Below are 17,489 nucleotides of genomic sequence, written 5' to 3' on the forward strand. Positions count from 1 at the left end.
CGCGCTTTACCGGAGACCACTTCCATGGAAACGAAAATGCTCGATGTGCATATTCCGCTTCCGCTTGCAGAAAGGCTGGATGCCCTGGCATTCGCCCTGGGGTTGCCGCGCGACGAGATCGTCGCCGAGGCCATTGCCACCTGGATCGATCAGGAGGAGCACCGCCGCCTCGTCGCGTTGCGCACGATCGCGGCCGCCAACACCATGGTCGTCGTCGAGCATCACCGCGTGATCGACTGGGCCGACAGTTTGTGAGCGGAAAAACAATCTCCGCATGGTCGTCGGCGGGCGTCAATCCTCGCCAAGAATGCCAATAACATCCCGGCGGCCGTGCAGAACGCGCAAGATCGTAACTACGTCACCCTCGACAAGATATAAGCGCGAATATCCTCGAAACCTGAAACAGGCTATGATCTAACGCCCGCCAAATGCGAATTGACGAATGTTTTAGGCGTGCCGGAATGAGGATAGTCGAGAAGGCGTGTGAAAGACTGCTCGGTCGCATGCAGGAACCGCAGACCGAACTCCTCTCCGCCATGCTCCGCAAGATAGGCAAGCTGCAACAGAACATCGTTGCGAGCGGGCCGGCTTGACAGTAAGCCTCACGGCGACTTCTTTTTGCTCTGTGCGGCTAGCAACTGCGCGGCATCTTTTCTCAGATCGCTCCAGAATGCCGGCGTTGCCTCCACGGCATCACCCGATGCCAGGCCCTCGAGCAGCAAAGCCTCGAGCCGCGCCTCGTTTTCGCGCGCCTGCGCATCACGAACGAGGACGCGGAAATATTCGCTGACATTGCCATAGCCCTTGCTGGCCATCTGACTTTCGACAAAAGCCTTGAGGCTGTCTGGCAATGAAATCGTCACGGTCGCCATAGGCGGTATCCTTGTTGAGACCAGGAAATGTAGCACAGCTTCTTAATTGTTCTCAACAGTTAAGCAGGCTCCCCGCTTTCGCGGGGAGGGCCTCATTTCATCTTATTCCGCCGCCACTTCCGCTTCGTCGGCGTGATCGGAGAGGAAGCCGCCGGACTGGCGGTTCCAGAGGTCGGCATAGATACCGCCTGCTTCGATCAGTTCGCTGTGCGAGCCGGCCTCGATGATCCGGCCTTTGTCGAGCACGATCAGCCGGTCCATCTCCGTCAGCGTCGACAGCCGGTGGGCGATGGCGATCACCGTCTTGCCCTCCATCAAGGCGAAGAGGTTTTCCTGGATCGCCGCCTCGACTTCCGAGTCGAGCGCCGAGGTCGCCTCGTCGAGCACCAGGATCGGCGCGTCCTTCAGGAAGACGCGGGCGATCGCGACGCGCTGCCGCTGGCCGCCTGACAGTTTGACGCCGCGTTCACCGACCTGCGCGTCGAGCCCCGCGCGGCCCTGCATGTCCACGAGCCCTTCGATGAACTCCCAGGCATTGGCGCGTTTGGCAGCCTCGATCACCTCGTCGTCCGTCGCTTCGGGACGACCATAGGCGATGTTGTCGCGGATCGAGCGATGCAGCAGCGAGGTGTCCTGCGTCACCACGCCGATCAGCGAACGCAGGCTTTCCTGCGAGACACCGGCGATATCCTGCCCGTCGATAGTGATGCGGCCGGCCTCCAGATCGTAAAAGCGCAGCAGCAGGTTCATCAGCGTCGTCTTGCCGGCACCGGAACGACCGACCAGACCGACCTTCTCGCCTGCCTTGATGTCGAGCGACAGGTTGTCGATGACGCCCTTGCTCTTGCCGTAGTGGAAGCGGATGCGGTCGTAGTGGATCGCGCCCTTCTTCGCCGTCAGGGTGGGTGCGCCCGGCTGGTCGACGATGTCGTGCTGTTTGCTCATCATCTCCATGCCGTCATAGACCGTGCCGATATTCTCGAACAGCGCCGAGACTTCCCACATGATCCATTGCGACATGCCGTTGACGCGCATGGCAAGACCGATGGCGATGGCGATGGCGCCGACCGAGATCGCCCCGTTCAGCCAGAACCAGATCGACAGGCCCGAGATGACGAAGAGCGCAACGCAGTTGTTCACGTAGACGAAGATGTGGAAGAGCGTCACCTTGCGCATCTGCTTGTGTACGGTCTGCAGGAACTCGTCCATGCCCTCCTTGGCATAGACCTCCTCGCGGCCCGCATGCGAAAACAGTTTGACCGTCGCGATATTCGTATAGCTGTCGACCACGCGGCCCGTCATCATCGAACGCGCATCCGCCTGCGCCGCCGCGATCTTGCGAAGCCGCGGCACGAAATAGGCGACGATGCTGATATAGACCGCGAGCCAGACGAGGATCGGGATCATCAGCCGCCAGTCCGCCGCCGCAATCACGATGATCATCGTCAGGAAGTAGGTGACGACATAGACGAAGACGTCGAGGATCTTCATCACCGTTTCGCGTACGGCAAGCGAGGTCTGCATCACCTTGGTGGCGACACGCCCGGCAAATTCGTTGGCGAAGAACGACATGCTGTGGCGCAGCAGGAAGCGGTGCATCTGCCAGCGTGCAATCATAGGATAATTGCCGAGCATCATCTGATGCATGATGAGTGAATCGAGCCCGGCTACTACAGGCAGGCCGATCAGCACCAGCGCCGCCATCCAGAAAAGCTTGTGGCCTTCTCTCTCCAGGAATGTGGCGCGGTCGGCATTGGTCAGCCAGTCGACGATGTCGCCGAGGAACTGGAAGAGCGCCACTTCGCCGATAGCGATCAGCGCGGTCAGCACGGCCATCAGGCCGAGCCAGGGCGCAGCCGGCTTGCTGTAATGCCAGCAAAAGGCAAAGAGACCTTTCGGCGGGGCGACAGGGTCCTCGCTTGGAAAGGGATTGAGTCGCTGTTCGAACCAGCCAAACATGAAATTGCTCCGAAACGTCAGCGTTCCGGCTCCCGGCTTCGCGCCATCCCAGCGCTATGCAAGCACATATGGGAACCGAACGTTCAAGGGGCGAGGCTGAGACAGCCGCACAATGGATCAAAAAAGGAAATTCAGGGAAGAAACCCGCACTATCGGCGGAAAATCGCACTGCTCGGCATCATGGCCGGGAGGCGCACATACAGCAAAATATTCATTCTGGCGCTCCTTGCTGGCGATTGAACATATGCACCGATAACGCGAAAACGAGGAATTTTCCAGCCCTGTTCTGCCAAAAATTTCATCTCTTCGGGTCAAAACGCGCCCTGTTGCGCCGAAATCACAGTTGCATTAGGCCTTGAGCGGCGAAAGCGGGAAAACGGCGCATCATGACTTCACTAAGACTGGCACTCTATCAACCGGATATAGCAGGCAATACCGGCACCATCCTGCGTCTTGCCGCCTGCCTTGGCTTCGCGGTCGATCTGATCGAACCCGCCGGCTTCGACATCTCCGACCGCAACCTGAAACGGGCCGGCATGGACTATATCGCCGCCGCCGCCCTCACCCGCCATGTCAGCTGGGACCGCTTCGAAGCATGGCGTCTGACCACCGGCCGCCGCCTGATCCTCGCCTCGACCAAGGCTGCGGAGCGCTACACCGATCTTTCCTTCCGCCCGGACGACGTCCTGCTCTTCGGTCGCGAAAGCGCCGGCGTGCCGGATCAGGTGCATGAAACAGCCGATGCGCGCGTGCTGATCCCGATGGTCGAAGGCCAGCGCTCGATCAACGTCGCCGTCTCGGCCGCGATGATCGTCGGCGAGGCGATGCGCCAAACTGTCTGGGCCTGACTGACGCCAGCGCTGGCGGAGCAAAGCCCGCGGAATTGCCGATCCGCTCCCGAATATGTCGCAAAATAGCGTTGTCTATCCGTCAAACCGGCGTATATTTATTAGCCGGCAATCAAAAATTCAGTATTGGCCTCCATGATTCCAACAAGTTGGAATGGCTATGTGAGGAAAACCGCATTTCTCCAGATCTGTGAAAGAAGAATAAAAACAATAAAATGGACTCTACAATCATCATGATCAACCTGTTCGGCGCCGTGGCTCTGCTGCTGTTCGGCCTCGCACAGGTAAAGGATGGCGTGTCCAGGGCCTTCGGCGCCCGCCTGAGAACAGGTCTGGCGACCGGCACGCGCGGCAGCCTTCGTTCTTTCCTGTCAGGCCTCGTCGCAACCATCGCGCTGCAGAGCTCGACGGCCACGGCGCTGATGACCGCCTCCTTCGTCGAGCGTGACCTGATCAAGCCGCGCATGGCGCAGATCGTCCTGCTCGGCGCCAATGTCGGCACGGCAATCACCGCCTGGATCGTGGCAACGGGCATCGAATGGCTCTCTCCGCTTCTGATCCTTGTCGGCATCGTGCTTTGCCGCGGCCGTTCCAGCGCCAGCCAGGGCGGCGGCACAGCGCTGATCGGCATCGGGCTGATGTTGTTGTCGCTGCACCTCCTTGGCCTTGCGACGGAACCGATGCGCGCCTCTCCCGCCCTTGCCGCCTTCATCGGCCTGCTGGACGGCGCCCTGCCCGTGGCCATGATCGTCTCGGCAGCACTTGCCTTCGCGTCCTCGTCGAGCCTTGCGGTGGTGGTGCTCATCCTGTCGCTCGCGTCGGCCGGCATGGTCTCCGCCGAACTTGTCATCGTGCTCGTGCTCGGCGCCAATCTCGGCGGTGCGATACCGCCTGTCGTCGCGACATTGTCCGGGCCGGTTTCGGCGCGGCGCGTCACCCTCGGCAATCTCGCCGTCCGCACGCTCGGCTGCCTCATCGCCCTGCCGCTGGCGGGATATGGCGCGGAACTCATCCAAATGCTGCCCTTCGGTCCCGCCAAGCTGCCGGTCGATGCGCATCTTGCCTTCAACCTTCTGCTGGCGGCTCTGGCCTGGCCATTCTCCCGGCCGCTCGCCGCCTTGATGGCCCGGCTGGTGCCAGATCAGGCAGAACCCGATAACGCGCCGAAATATCTGGATGCACAGGAGCTTTCGACGCCGGTCGTGGCCCTTGCCAGCGCCACCCGCGAAGTGCTCGGCGTCGGCGACCTCATCGAGCGCATGCTGATCCGCGTCTCCGAAGCGTTCGAGCGTAACGACGCATCGAAGCTTGCCGAGATATCCGCCCTCGAAGACCGCGTCGACCGGCTGCAGCAGGCGGTGAAAGTCTATCTCTCGAAGCTTGGCCGCGAGGGTCTCAGCGATGAGAACGCCCGCCGCTCGATCGTCGTCATCGATTATGCGATCAACCTCGAACATATGGGCGATATCATCGAGAAGGGCTTGTTGGAGCAGGTGGCGAAAAAGATCTCCCTCGGCCTGAAATTTTCCGAGGACGGTCATCAGGAACTACGCAAGCTGTTCGACCTGACCATCGACAATCTGCGCGTCGCCCAGACGATCTTCGTCACCCGCGATTTCAATCTGGCGCGCCAGATGATGGAGGTAAAGGTCGAGGTGCGGCGGATGGAGAAACAGTCTGCCGAGCGCCATCTCGAACGCCTGCGTGACGGACGCGCCGACAGCCTGCAAACGAGTTCGCTGCATCTCGACATGCTGCGCGACCTGAAGCGCATCAACGCCCACATCGTCTCGGTGGCGCATCCGATCATGGATGAAAGCGGCCTGCTGATCGAAAGCCGCGTGCGAGCGACTGCGAAGTGACGGTCAGTCGGCCGAAGGCAATCGGCGCATGGTGAATTCGATCTGGTCGCCGTCGAGCTGGCGCCAGCTCTCCACCTCGGTCCAGTAGGCGGCTTTCGGATATTCGTCGAACCATTCGCGCGCCTTGGCGCGTGCGTCCATGAGGCCGAGGCAATATGTCTCACGCACGAAATGGTCTTTCTTGCTCGGGGGATTTTCCGCCCGATGTCTCGCTATCCTGCGCTTCAGTCCGTCGAAGGACGGAGGCCCTGGAACTTTCTTCATCAAAACTACCTCCTCGGAAAAGGTAGTATCGAAATTCTTGATTTGCGAGTCGAATCTTGGAAGTGCTCGGCGGTGCTTGCCTCGGCTTGGCGAGATGCAGCACCAACTGCTAATCATGACGTGCAATCAAGAATGAGCGAGTCGCCTCCGACGGAGATGCCGACCGTTGGAGGCGTAAATGGAACGACCGGAACTGCCGATCGGCTTGCCTGACGATATCGAAGAGAAGAAGGCTGCCGCCCGCAATTGGTTCGAGGGATTGCGGGATACGATCTGCGCCTCCTTCGAAGCCATCGAGGATGACTTGGAAGGGCCGCTTTCCGATCAGGAGCCCGGCCGCTTCGTCGCCAAGGACTGGTCACGCGAAAACGGCGCCGGCGGCGGCGGCCGGATGTCGATGATGGAAGGCCGCGTCTTCGAAAAGGTCGGCGTCCATACCTCCACCGTCTACGGCGAATTCGCCCCGGATTTCCGCGCCCAAATACCGGGCGCCAAGGACGATCCGCGTTTCTGGGCCTCGGGCATCTCGCTGATCGCCCATCCCGTGAACCCAAACGTTCCGGCCGTGCACATGAACACTCGCATGGTCGTCACCACCAGCCGCTGGTTCGGCGGCGGGGCCGACCTGACGCCGGTGCTGTCGCGCCGCCGCACGCAGGAGGACGAAGACAGCCAGCTCTTCCACAAGGCCATGGAGATCGCCTGCCGCAATCATGCCGTCGCCGATTACGATGCGTACAAAGCCTGGTGCGACGACTATTTCTTCCTGAAACACCGCAACGAGGCCCGCGGCATCGGCGGCATCTTCTATGACTGGCTGCATTCAAGCGAGGAAGCCGGCGGCTGGGACGCCGATTTCGCCTTCACGCGAGATGTCGGCCGGGCTTTCGCCATGGTTTATCCGAAAATCGTCCGCTCCAACTTCAATAAATTGTGGACAGAGGCCGATCGCGACGAACAATTGATCCGCCGGGGCCGCTACGTCGAATTCAATCTACTGTATGATCGCGGCACGATCTTCGGCCTGAAGACCGGCGGCAACGTCGAATCCATTCTCTCCTCGCTGCCCCCCGTCGTCCGCTGGCCATGAAACTGTGATATCTCATCGATAAATTCGAGGTGATAGACCTTCACGAAAACTCAGAGCGTCCTAACTTTATATGTATGTGCGTAACAATCGGAGGAGGATTGTCATGACGATACAAAGTGGCTCGCCTGCGTCCGCGGATGTCCAGGAAACATCCCGCACGATCGACACCCCGGAGTTTCTGACGCGCATCGCCGAGCAACTCAGGACCAAGAGCGGCTCGGATCTGCCGCTGTCCTGCTTCATCGAGCAGGTCAAGCTGCAATTGGCTGGCGGAAAGTCGCCGGAACAGCTGCAGAACGAAGCAGCGGCCGCCAACAGCAACATGCCCGAGCACCTTTCGGATACTTACAAAGCCTGGGCGATGCCCGACTGATACTGCTTTTGCCGGCTGGCATGTCAATGCCGGCCGGAACCTTCTCTCCTCCCGCACATTCATCAGTCGCGTGAAAGCGCGATTGTCGTTGTGTTCAGGATAGAGGAAAAGACCATGCGACTTTTCGAATGTGGCACACTCGTTCCCGGTTGCGCCTGGCATACCAGGGCGGATAATGACGCCGAGGTGGTCCGCCGGACCGTCGAGCACCTGAAAGACGCCCACGGCGAAACCACGATCCGCGAGAACATGGTGGATAATATCAAGGCTCGCATCCGCGACGAGGCGAACGCAGCCTGATTATTGCACGCGTTCCTGCAGCCGGGCGAGCAGCGCCGCCCGGTCGGAAACGAAGTTTTCCTCCACCCACTGGTTTTCCAGACCGGCCAGCAGCTCGCCGACGCGCGGGCCGGACGCGATTCCCGCCGAAATCACGTCGCCACCGTTCAGCGGAAACTGTGGCTTCTTCCAGTGCATTGCCCTGTCCAGCAGCTTAATAAGTCGCGCCGACCGCGCCATTTCGTCGAAATCGCTTTCAGCCTTGCCGCGCGCAACCGCAAGCGCCAGCTTCAGCCGTGTCGTGATGCCGCCGGCGCCGTTGCGGTAAAGCAGCCGTTCGAAGGCGGCCGACGACATGTCGTCATTGGCTGGCGCTGCCATTGCCCAGGCCTTGAGAGTGGCCGCTTCCGCATTCGAGAGCTTGAGCCGGGCTGCAAGCGCCTCCAGTCGCACCACATCGGGCGGCACGATCGCCGCTAGGCGCAGCAGCGGATCGGGCGACCAGCCGAGCGCCTTTTCGGTGGTGATCAGCGAAGGGATCGCATCGATCCCCCATCGTTCGGTTTCCGGCAGAATTTCCGTCAGCACCGCCACTTGCCGCATCCAGAGCAGCGCGCGGCCGGGATCGGCAGCACCTAGCAGCTTTCGCAGTTCAGACCAGACCCGTTCTGCCGAAAGCGACGTCAGTTTCGAACGCGCCGCGGAGCACGCCTTCAGCCCCTCTGCATCCGGCCGTCCGGAACCATAATAGGCAAAGAAGCGGAAAAAACGCAGGATGCGCAGATGATCCTCGGCAATACGCATTGCCGCATCGCCGATGAAGCGTATGTTGCGCCTCTCAATGTCGGCAAGCCCACCGACGAGATCGACCACTTCGCCCCCCGCATCGGCATAAAGCGCGTTGATCGTCAGATCCCGCCGTTCGGCGTCTGCCTTCCAGTCGGTGCTAAAGGCAACCTTGGCACGGCGTCCGTCGGTCTCGACGTCGGTGCGAAGGGTCGTCACCTCGAAGGGCTTGCCGTCGATGACGAGCGTCACCGTGCCGTGATCGAGACCGGTTGGGACTGCCTTGACGCCGGCCGCCTCCGCCCGTTCCATCACCGCCTCCGGTCTGAGTGTCGTGGCGATGTCGATATCATTGACCGGCAGGCCCATCAGGCTGTTGCGCACAGCACCGCCAACCACCCGCCCTTCCCCCCCATCGGCGCTGAGAAGCGCCAAGATCCGGCCGAGGGCCGGGTCGCGGAACCATGCTTGGTCGGCGATGCCGGTCATGCATAAAGCCTTTCGTAAAGCGTGCGGACGATGCCGGCGGTAATGCCCCAGATCATTCTGGTTTCATAGGGCACGCGGTAGAAATGCCGGTCGATACCGTCGATGACACGTCTGTCGCGGGTGTGATTGGCAGGATCCATCAGGAAGGAAAGCGGCACCTCGAACACGTCGTCCACCTCGGTCGGGTTCAGCGTCAGCGCAAAGCCCGGCGACACGACGCCGAGCACCGGCGTAATGCGGAAGCCCGTCGAGGCAAGGTAATTCGGCAACCGCCCGACGGTTTCGACGAAGGAGCCGTTGAGGCCAATCTCCTCCTCCGTCTCGCGGATCGCCGCCATTTCGGGCGAGATATCGGCGGGATCGATCGAGCCGCCGGGAAAGGCGATCTGCCCGGAATGTTTGCGCAGCGTCGCCGTGCGCTTGGTGAAGATCACATGCGCCTCCTCGCCGTCGTCGACGACGGGCACGAGCACGGCGGCATCGCGCAGCTTAAAGGTCTCGACCTCCGCGACGATATCGGGATTGAGGATGTGGTCCCCGTGATCACGCCAGGCATGATCGACCGGCCCACCGTTCTGGTTGAGCGCGCGGCGGCGGAATTCGGCTGCGGAAAACAGCGGATAACGTTGGGTAATCGCATCATTCATCGGGAAAGCGCATCCAGTTCATCGGCCGGCATCATCGCAAAGACCTCTCCGGCGGAGCGGACGGCGAACATCGCCTGTCCCTCGACCTCGAGCGTCTCGCCGAGCGCCACCAGTTCATACATCACCGCACGCGACACCAGCGCCTCCAGCCGCCCGCGCACATGCAGATAGGGTTTCAATTCGGCATTCTCACCCGCAATGGCAAAGCGCAGCCGATGCTCTCCTCCCGCCTCCACGACATCGCCGACATTGGTGCGGAAGGTCAGCACCTGTTGGCCTTGCCCCTCCGTCACGCTCATCTCCACGGCGATGAAAGGCGCGTCGACGACCCTTATACCGACCTTTTCCACAGGAGTTACGAGATAGGTCTTCTGGTCGTCGTCTTTTCTTAAAACCGTTGAGAACAGCCGCACCAGCGCCGGTCGGCCGATCGGCGTGCCCATGTAGAACCAGGTGCCGTCCGCCCGGATTTCCATGTCGATATCGCCGCAGAAAGGCGGATTCCACCGCTCGACCGGCGGTAATCCTCGTTTTTTACCGGCATTTTCCTGAGATGCGCGCGAAATCAGTGCGGCAAGTCCCGCCGCATCCGCCTGTCCGCTGATTTCCTCGGCTGCCATTCTTCCGTCCCGGTTTGTCCTTAACGAAGTAAAGTCACGAGATAGTCATTCGCAACGAACTTGTCAGCCCGTCACATCTCCATAACTCTATCGGGTATGAGGCACATGTATAAGTCCGCCGATTCGCTGCCGAATGATTTCAGCCGTTGGAGATACGCATGGGTATGATGAAGACCGAAGCCAGCCTCGATGAAAAGGCGATCGTCGCCGCCGCCGAAAAGGCGCTCTCCGATATCGCCGCCATCCGCGGGGAAGTCTCGAAAGTGATCTTCGGTCAGGAAAGCGTCGTCGAGAACACCATTCTCGCTGTGCTGTCCGGCGGTCATGCCCTGCTCGTCGGCGTTCCCGGTCTTGCCAAGACCAGACTGGTGACGACGCTCGGCGAAGTGCTCGGCCTTGCCGCCAACCGCATCCAGTTCACGCCGGACCTGATGCCCTCGGATATTCTCGGCTCCGAGGTGATGGACCAGGACGACAGCGGACGCCGCTCGTTCCGTTTCGTCAAGGGTCCGGTCTTCGCCCAACTCCTGATGGCCGACGAGATCAACCGCGCCTCGCCGCGTACCCAGTCGGCCCTTCTGCAATCCATGCAGGAATATCACATCACGATCGCCGGCCAGCGTTATGACCTGCCGGCGCCCTTCCATGTGCTCGCCACCCAGAACCCGCTCGAGCAGGAAGGCACCTATCCCCTGCCCGAAGCCCAGCTCGACCGCTTCCTGCTGCAGGTCGACGTCAACTACCCCGAACTCGCCGCCGAGCGCCAGATCCTGCTCGAGACGACCGGCTTGGGCGAAACCCGGCCGGAAGCCGTCATCGATGCGCAGCGGCTGATCGAGATCCAGACGCTGGTGCGCCAGATGCCGGTGAGCGACACGGTTGTCGATGCCATCCTGGCGCTGGTGCGTTCCGCCCGTCCAGGACAGGGCAATGCCTCGACCGACAAGAACGTCGCCTGGGGGCCTGGCCCTCGCGCCGGCCAGGCGATGATGCTCTGCGCGCGCGCCCGCGCGCTCTACGAAGGCCGTCTCGCACCGTCTCTTGACGATATCTTCGCGCTCGCCGAACCCATTCTTCAGCACCGCATGGCGCTGACTTTCGCCGCCCGCGCCGAAGGCATGTCAGTGCGTGACGTCATCGCCGGACTGGTCAAGCAGGCAAAGGGATAAGGAAGCCGGACGCGTGGCATCTATCGGACAGATCGTCAACCCGACGTCAGGCAGCGATGCCCTTTCCCGCGCCAGGCAGCGGGCCGCTTTAGTGCCGGACTGCCTGGTGGAAGCCAAGCGCATCGCCAACACGGTGATCGCCGGCTGGCATGGTCGCCGCAAGCGCGGCATCGGCGAGAATTTCTGGCAGTTCCGACCCTATGCCGAGGGCGAGAGCCTGTCGCGCATCGATTGGCGCCGCTCCGCCCGCGATGATCATACCTATGTGCGCGAGCGCGAATGGGAGGCGGCGCACACGATCTGGCTCTGGTGCGACATGTCGCCCTCGATGATGTACAAGTCGAGCTATGGCAGCGTCTCCAAGGAAAGCCGCGCGCTGGTCATCATGCTGGCGCTTGCCGAAATCCTCGCCCGCTCCGGCGAGCGCATCGGCTGCCCCGGCATCATGGAACCCGCTTCCGCCCGTAACGCCGCCGAACGCCTCGCATCCGCTCTCATGCACACGCCGCTGACCGGCGGTCTGCCGGAAACGGCGATGATCCGCGGCTGGAGCGACCTCGTCCTTATCGGCGATTTCCTCGACGATGCGCCGGCAATCATGGAACGGCTTGGCCCGCTTGCCCGCCGCGGCCTGCGCGGCCACGTGGTCGAGATATCAGATCCCGCCGAAGAGATATTCCCCTATAGCGGCCGAACCGAATTCACCGATCCGGAGGGCGGCGCCAAGCTTATCTCCGGCCGCGCCGAACATATCCGCGAGGCCTATCGCAACGCCTACCTCGCCCGCAGGGACAGCCTCGGCCAGTCGCTGCGCCATCTCGGCTGGACCTTCGCGAGCCACCGCACCGATCACCTTGCGTCGGAGGCGCTGGTCGCGGTGCACATGTATCTGTCCGGCATGCCGGCCAAGGCAACGCATGGAGGGCAGCTATGAACGCCCTTCCCTTCGCTTTCGCCTATCCCGCCATTCTCGGCGCGCTCGTCGCCTTGCCCGTCATCTGGTGGCTGCTGCGGCTGACGCCGCCACGTCCGAAGACCGAAATCTTTCCGCCGCTGAAAATTCTAGCCTCCGTGCTGAAGCGCGAGGAGACGCCGGCGCAAAGCCCGTGGTGGCTGACGTTGCTGCGCATGCTGCTCGCCGCCGCCATCATCCTTGCGATCGCCGATCCGGTTTTCAATCCACGCACCAGTTCGCTCGCATCAGGTGGCCCGCTCGTGCTCTTCGTCGATAATAGCTGGGCAGCGGCACCCGACTGGGAGCGCCGCATCCAGACCGCCGACGCGTTGATAGACGACGCCGAATCCGCCGGCACACCCGTGTCGATCGCCTTCACCGCCGATCCGACCAACGACGCCGTGCCCGGCACCGCCGCTGCCGCCCGCGACAAGCTGCGCGCCGCCGAGCCGCGACCGCTGGTGCCGGACCGCGAACGCGCCTTCCAGGCGCTGCGCGCCGCCCTGAACGGCATCAAGCCCGGCACCATCGCCTTCCTGACCGACGGCACCGCCGCCAGGCCCGACGACGCGACGGTGCGCAGGCTCGCCGAACTTCAGCCCGCCGATCTGCGCCTGATCGAGGGCGATGCAGCGCGGACGGTCGCGATCACGGCGGCCAACAATGCGGCGGATGCCATGACCGTCAAGGTTACGCGGCTCAACAGTTCGCAGGCAGCATCGGTAGCGCTGAACGCCGTCGATACCCAGGGCCGCTCGATCGCCAATGGCAGGGCGGATTTCCGCCCCGGCCAGAACGTCGCGACCAGTTCGATCACCGCCCCCTTCGAGATGCGCAACGATTTCGCGCGTGTCAGCGTCGACAACGGCGCGACGGCAGGCGCCGTCCACCTTCTCGACGACGCATTCAAGCGCCGCCGCGTCGTCTTGCTGTCAGGCGAAGGAGGGGACGAGTTCCAGCCGCTGCTCTCGCCGCTCTATTATATCCAGCGGGCGCTGCAACCCTATGCGGATCTGATCCAACCTGCCGATTCCGATCTTTCGGTCGCAATACCAAAACTTCTCACCAGCAATCCCTCCATCATCATCATGGCCGATATCGGCCGGCTGCCGGAGGAGACCTACGAGCCTTTGACGCGCTGGATATCGAATGGCGGCATGCTCCTGCGTTTTGCCGGCCCGCGCATGGCGGCAGCCCCTGCGGACGATCCGCTGATCCCTGTCATCCTGCGTCAGGGAGAACGGGCGCTGGGCGGTACCTTGTCCTGGAGCGAGCCGCAATCGCTTGCCGAATTTCCGAGTTTCGGACCTTTCGCCGGCATAGCGCGTCCCTCCGATGTCGTCGTCAAGCGGCAGGTGCTTGCCGAACCGACACCCGATCTTGCCGAACGCACCTGGGCAAGCTTGGCTGACGGAACGCCGCTCGTGACGATGAAGCAGCTCGCATCCGGCCAGATCGTCCTGTTTCACGTCACCGCGGAAGCAACTTGGTCCGATCTGCCGATCTCCGGCACTTTCGTCGACATGCTGCGCCACCTCCTGCAGATATCGCGCTCGGGCGGCGTGACATCGGAGGCGCGCGGCAATGCGCGTGTTTCGGAAACCCTGCCGCCATTCCGCATGCTGACGGCCAAGGGAACGCTCGTCTCCGAGACAGGATCGGCGCGGCCGCTCATTCCGCAAGCCGGAGTCGAACCGACGGCGAATTTCGACAACCCTCCCGGGCTCTACGGTTCGGAGGATGGTTTCACCTCCCTGAACGTGCTGCCCGAGAACGCCGAACTGAAGCCGATCGACACAACAGGGACCAATGCCGTGCGCGAAGGCCTGATCGGCGGCGAAAGCTGGTCGGCAAAACCCGCACTCTTTCTCGCAGCCTTCCTGCTGCTCTTGGCCGATAGCCTGATCGTCCTCTTCATGAATGGCGCATTCTCGCGATTGCGCCCGGCTGTCCGCACCGCCGCGATGATCGCGGTCGCCGTCTGCGCCGGCTTTCTCATCCAACCCGGCACGCTTCACGCCGACGACTCCCAACCCGGCGACGACCTCATCCTGCAAAGACTTGATAACACCCACCTCGCCTATGTCGTCACCGGCGAACAGGACGTGGACAATATATCCGAGCGCGGTCTCGAGGGACTGACCCAGTTCCTGACTTTTCGCACGACGCTGGAGCCGGCGCCGCCCGTCGGCATCGACCTCACTAAAGACGAGCTCTCCTTTTATCCGATCATCTACTGGCCGGTTTCGGCAACGGCGCCAATGCCATCGTCGGCAGCGATCAGCCGTATCGATGCCTATATGCGCAACGGCGGCACCGTGCTTTTCGATACGCGCGATCAGATCAGCGCATTGGACAATGGCGGCAATGTCAGCGCCAACGGTGAGAGGCTGCAGGCAATCCTCGCCAATCTCGACATTCCGGCGCTCGAGCCGGTACCATCAGATCACGTGCTGACGAAATCCTTTTATCTGCTGTCGAGCTTTCCCGGTCGTTATGCCGGCAGCCCTCTCTGGATCGAGGCCCGGCAAGGCGGTCAGGGGCCGAGCGAAAAATCGGCGGCGACGGCCGACGGCGTTTCGCCGATCCTGATCACCGGCAATGATTTCGCCGGCGCCTGGGCGATCGACGAGAACGGCGTACCGATATTGCCGACCGTGCCGTCGGATGAAACGCAGCGCGAATATGCCTACCGTTCCGGCGTCAACATCATGATGTACATGCTGACCGGCAACTACAAGACCGACCAGGTCCATGTTCCCGACCTCCTCGAACGGTTAGGACAATGAGATGACGTTCGACTTTTCGCCCTTCCTGCCCTGGTCGATTCTGGCTGCATTGGCTGTCGTCAGTGCGATCGTCGCCGCCTTCGCCATCTGGCGCGGCATTCGCGGCGCCTGGATCAGAACGCTGGCAGCACTCGCCATGCTGACCGCGCTTGCCAATCCTGTGCTGCTGCAGGAAGATCGGGATCAGTTGTCGACGATCGTTCCCGTTCTTGTCGATCGAAGCCAGAGCCAGCAGACGCCCGATCGCGTCAAGATGACCGACGATGCGCTTGCGGCCTTGAAGGGGCAGCTCGCCCGTTTCCCTCAGATAGAGCCCCGCTTCGTCGATGTCGAAGGAGACGTCAATTCCGACGTGCCGTCCACGCGTCTATTCGACGCGCTGTCGGCCAACATTGCCGATGTCCCGCCCGCCCGTATCGGCGGCGCCATCATGCTGACCGACGGTGAAGTCCATGATGTTCCGGGCGCCAATCAGGCGCTCGGTTTCGACGCGCCGATCCATGGCCTCGTAACCGGCAAGGCCAACGAATTCGATCGCCGCATCGAAGTCATCAAGGGACCGCGCTTCGGCATCGTCAACGAAGAGCAGCAGGTGATCTTGCGCGTCTTCGACGACGGCCCGAGCCCCGGCGGCACAGCCGATGTCACGGTAAAGCTGAATGGTGACGAGATCGCCACCCTGCAGGCGACACCCGGGCAGGATACACCGTTCTCCTTCAAGGTGCCGGGTGGCGGCAGCAATGTGCTCGAATTCTCGGTCGCAGCACTTCCCGGCGAAGTCACCACCGCCAACAACCGCGCCGTTCATGTCATCGACGGCATCCGCCAGAATCTCCGTGTCCTGCTCGTCTCCGGCGAGCCGCATGCCGGCGAGCGCGCCTGGCGCAACCTGCTGAAATCCGATGCCTCTGTCGATCTCGTCCACTTCACCATCCTGCGTCCGCCGGAAAAGCAGGACGGCACGCCGATCAACGAGCTGTCGCTGATCGCCTTCCCGACGCGCGAGCTCTTCGTCGACAAGATCAAGGATTTCGACCTGATCATCTTCGATCGCTACCAGCACCGCGGCGTGCTGCCGCTGCTCTATTACGATTACATCGCGCAATATGTCGACAACGGCGGCGCGCTGCTGATCGCCGCCGGTCCCGAGCATGCCGGCCCCGATTCCATTGCGCTGACGCCGCTTTCCTCGGTTCTGCCCGCAACGCCCACCGGAGAGATGATCGAGAAGGCCTTTTATCCCCGCCTGTCCGAGGAAGGCCGCAAACATCCGGTCACGCGCGGCCTGGACGGTTCGGGCGAGGACCCGCCGCATTGGGGCCGCTGGTTCCGCAGCGTCGATGTCGATCGGCCGCAGGGCGAGACGATCATGCTCGGCGCCGACAACCACCCGCTGCTGGTGCTGAACCGCGCCGGTCAGGGCCGCGTCGCCATGCTGCTTTCCGATCAGGGCTGGCTCTGGGCGCGCGGCTTCGAAGGCGGCGGTCCGAATGTTTCGCTCTATCGCCGTATCGCCCATTGGCTGATGAAGGAGCCGGCGCTCGAGGAAGAAGCGTTGACGGCGCGCGCCTCAGGCCGGACCCTTGAAGTCACCCGCCAGACGATCGGCGACAATCCCGGCAATGCCACCGTGCGTTATCCCTCCGGCAAGACCGAAACGCTGCCGCTCACCCAGTCCGAACCGGGGCTCTACAAGGCCGAAAAGAGGATGGACGAAATCGGCCTCTTCGAAGTCCGCAACGGCAGGCTGTCGACGCTTGTCCATATCGGCGCAGTCGACGCACCGGAATTCAAGGCGATGATCTCGACGACCGATGTGCTGCAGCCGGTCGCCGACAGAAGCAAGGGTCTCGTCGCCCGCGTCTCCAACGCAAGTGGCGCGATCTCCGTGCCGCCGATCCTGCCGGTGCGCGGCCAGGTGCGCGTCTCCGACAACGATCGCATGATGATCCGCATGACCAACGAGACGGTCTTGAAGGGCATCAACACGCTGCCGCTCTTTGCCGGTTTCGCCGGCGTCGGCATCCTGCTGCTCGCCTTCGGCGCCATGTGGTGGCGCGAAGGGCGCTAATCTCATGCCGGAATTCGAGCTCACCGCCTCGCCCTCGCCGGAGGAACTGGCAGTGATCACCGATGCGCTCTCGGCCTTCAACAACGCCGATGTCGGCCCCTCGGATCGCCGGCCGCTCGCCGTCCTCATCCGCGATACCGACGGCAAAGTGACGGGCGGTCTTTCAGGCTTCACCGCCTGGGGCTGGCTCTTCACCCAGATGCTCTATATTCCCGACACCCTGCGCGGCACCGGTATCGCGGGCAATATCCTCGCAAAAGCGGAAGAAGAGGCCAAGGCGCGCGGGTGCCGCGGTGCCTGGATCGACACATTCAGCCCGCAGGCTCTGCGCGTCTATCTGCATCAGGGTTATGAGGTTTTCGGAGAGCTTAAGGATTTCCCGGAAGGCCGCACGCGCAGCTTCCTCCGGAAAAGCC

At 62.3% G+C, this 17,489-nt stretch carries 17 protein-coding genes; 11 read left to right on the forward strand and 6 right to left on the reverse strand.

The genetic code is table 11. The features are described from left to right. The first annotated feature begins 24 nt into the window (after positions 1-24). Positions 25-255, forward strand: a complete 231-nt coding sequence (locus OLZ32_RS17965; protein ID WP_026159969.1) for a CopG family ribbon-helix-helix protein — start codon at positions 25-27, stop codon at positions 253-255. A gap of 347 nt (positions 256-602) precedes the next feature. On the opposite strand, the gene OLZ32_RS17970 is transcribed toward OLZ32_RS17965, so the two are convergent. Continuing rightward, positions 603-872: a ribbon-helix-helix domain-containing protein gene (locus OLZ32_RS17970; RefSeq protein WP_264399301.1), complete on the reverse strand. Its 270-nt coding sequence runs from the start codon at positions 870-872 to the stop codon at positions 603-605. A gap of 102 nt (positions 873-974) precedes the next feature. Then, the gene (locus OLZ32_RS17975; RefSeq protein WP_017989091.1) at positions 975-2,831 is read right to left on the reverse strand and encodes an ABC transporter ATP-binding protein; all 1,857 of its coding nucleotides are present in this window, start codon (positions 2,829-2,831) and stop codon (positions 975-977) included. Positions 2,832-3,217: 386 nt separating this feature from the next. Here OLZ32_RS17975 and OLZ32_RS17980 point away from each other — a divergent pair, with 386 nt between their 5' ends. Together OLZ32_RS17980 and OLZ32_RS17985 are read left to right on the forward strand one after the other, a co-directional pair. Then, positions 3,218-3,679 carry a tRNA (cytidine(34)-2'-O)-methyltransferase gene (locus tag OLZ32_RS17980; RefSeq protein WP_003541773.1) on the forward strand — a complete coding sequence of 154 codons (462 nt, stop codon included), beginning with the start codon at positions 3,218-3,220 and terminating at the stop codon, positions 3,677-3,679. Positions 3,680-3,894: 215 nt separating this feature from the next. Further along, complete coding sequence (locus OLZ32_RS17985) at positions 3,895-5,541, forward strand: Na/Pi cotransporter family protein (protein ID WP_011652969.1); 1,647 nt, start codon at positions 3,895-3,897, stop codon at positions 5,539-5,541. A gap of 3 nt (positions 5,542-5,544) precedes the next feature. On the opposite strand, the gene OLZ32_RS17990 is transcribed toward OLZ32_RS17985, so the two are convergent. Next, positions 5,545-5,805 (reverse strand): hypothetical protein, encoded by a 261-nt coding sequence (locus tag OLZ32_RS17990; RefSeq protein WP_003541775.1) that lies wholly within the window; start codon positions 5,803-5,805, stop codon positions 5,545-5,547. Between the two features lie 178 nt (positions 5,806-5,983). On the opposite strand from OLZ32_RS17990, the gene hemF reads away from it, so the two are divergent. The 3 genes from hemF to OLZ32_RS18005 all read left to right on the forward strand — a co-directional run bounded on the left by hemF (position 5,984) and on the right by OLZ32_RS18005 (position 7,568). Continuing rightward, a complete protein-coding gene (gene hemF / locus OLZ32_RS17995) occupies positions 5,984-6,895 on the forward strand; it encodes an oxygen-dependent coproporphyrinogen oxidase (RefSeq protein WP_017989093.1) in 912 nt (303 codons plus the stop codon). Between the two features lie 103 nt (positions 6,896-6,998). After that, the gene (locus OLZ32_RS18000; RefSeq protein WP_024319518.1) at positions 6,999-7,268 is read left to right on the forward strand and encodes a hypothetical protein; all 270 of its coding nucleotides are present in this window, start codon (positions 6,999-7,001) and stop codon (positions 7,266-7,268) included. Between the two features lie 114 nt (positions 7,269-7,382). Beyond that, a complete protein-coding gene (locus OLZ32_RS18005; RefSeq protein ID WP_003541778.1) occupies positions 7,383-7,568 on the forward strand; it encodes a DUF1059 domain-containing protein in 186 nt (61 codons plus the stop codon). Here the strand turns inward: OLZ32_RS18005 and OLZ32_RS18010 are convergent, their stop codons facing one another. The 3 genes from OLZ32_RS18010 to OLZ32_RS18020 are packed head-to-tail and all read right to left on the reverse strand — an operon-like array spanning position 7,569 to position 10,089. Continuing rightward, positions 7,569-8,822 (reverse strand): CCA tRNA nucleotidyltransferase, encoded by a 1,254-nt coding sequence (locus tag OLZ32_RS18010; protein WP_264399302.1) that lies wholly within the window; start codon positions 8,820-8,822, stop codon positions 7,569-7,571. Continuing rightward, positions 8,819-9,469 carry a CoA pyrophosphatase gene (locus tag OLZ32_RS18015; RefSeq protein ID WP_264399303.1) on the reverse strand — a complete coding sequence of 217 codons (651 nt, stop codon included), beginning with the start codon at positions 9,467-9,469 and terminating at the stop codon, positions 8,819-8,821. Before OLZ32_RS18015 ends, OLZ32_RS18010 begins: the two co-directional genes overlap by 4 nt. Beyond that, the gene (locus OLZ32_RS18020) at positions 9,466-10,089 is read right to left on the reverse strand and encodes a DUF1285 domain-containing protein (RefSeq protein WP_131664585.1); all 624 of its coding nucleotides are present in this window, start codon (positions 10,087-10,089) and stop codon (positions 9,466-9,468) included. The genes OLZ32_RS18015 and OLZ32_RS18020 overlap by 4 nt, the downstream gene beginning before the upstream one ends. Before the next feature lie 158 nt (positions 10,090-10,247). Between OLZ32_RS18020 and OLZ32_RS18025 the strand changes: the two genes are divergently transcribed. From OLZ32_RS18025 to OLZ32_RS18045, 5 genes are all read left to right on the forward strand, one after another. Then, entirely contained in the window at positions 10,248-11,258 is a 1,011-nt protein-coding gene (locus OLZ32_RS18025; protein ID WP_003541786.1) for an AAA family ATPase, read from the forward strand. Between the two features lie 13 nt (positions 11,259-11,271). Next, positions 11,272-12,192, forward strand: coding sequence for a DUF58 domain-containing protein (locus OLZ32_RS18030; protein ID WP_264399304.1), 921 nt, complete (start codon positions 11,272-11,274; stop codon positions 12,190-12,192). Then, complete coding sequence (locus tag OLZ32_RS18035; RefSeq protein ID WP_264399305.1) at positions 12,189-15,002, forward strand: DUF4159 domain-containing protein; 2,814 nt, start codon at positions 12,189-12,191, stop codon at positions 15,000-15,002. Before OLZ32_RS18030 ends, OLZ32_RS18035 begins: the two co-directional genes overlap by 4 nt. A gap of 1 nt (position 15,003) precedes the next feature. Beyond that, a complete protein-coding gene (locus OLZ32_RS18040; RefSeq protein ID WP_264399306.1) occupies positions 15,004-17,073 on the forward strand; it encodes a hypothetical protein in 2,070 nt (689 codons plus the stop codon). A 4-nt stretch (positions 17,074-17,077) separates the two neighbouring features. Beyond that, positions 17,078-17,489, forward strand: a 412-nt coding sequence (locus OLZ32_RS18045) for a GNAT family N-acetyltransferase (protein WP_264421917.1), incomplete at its 3' end; no start/stop codon positions are given.

Origin of the sequence: Rhizobium acaciae (assembly GCF_025941625.1) — a bacterium.
GTDB lineage: Bacteria > Pseudomonadota > Alphaproteobacteria > Rhizobiales > Rhizobiaceae > Rhizobium > Rhizobium acaciae.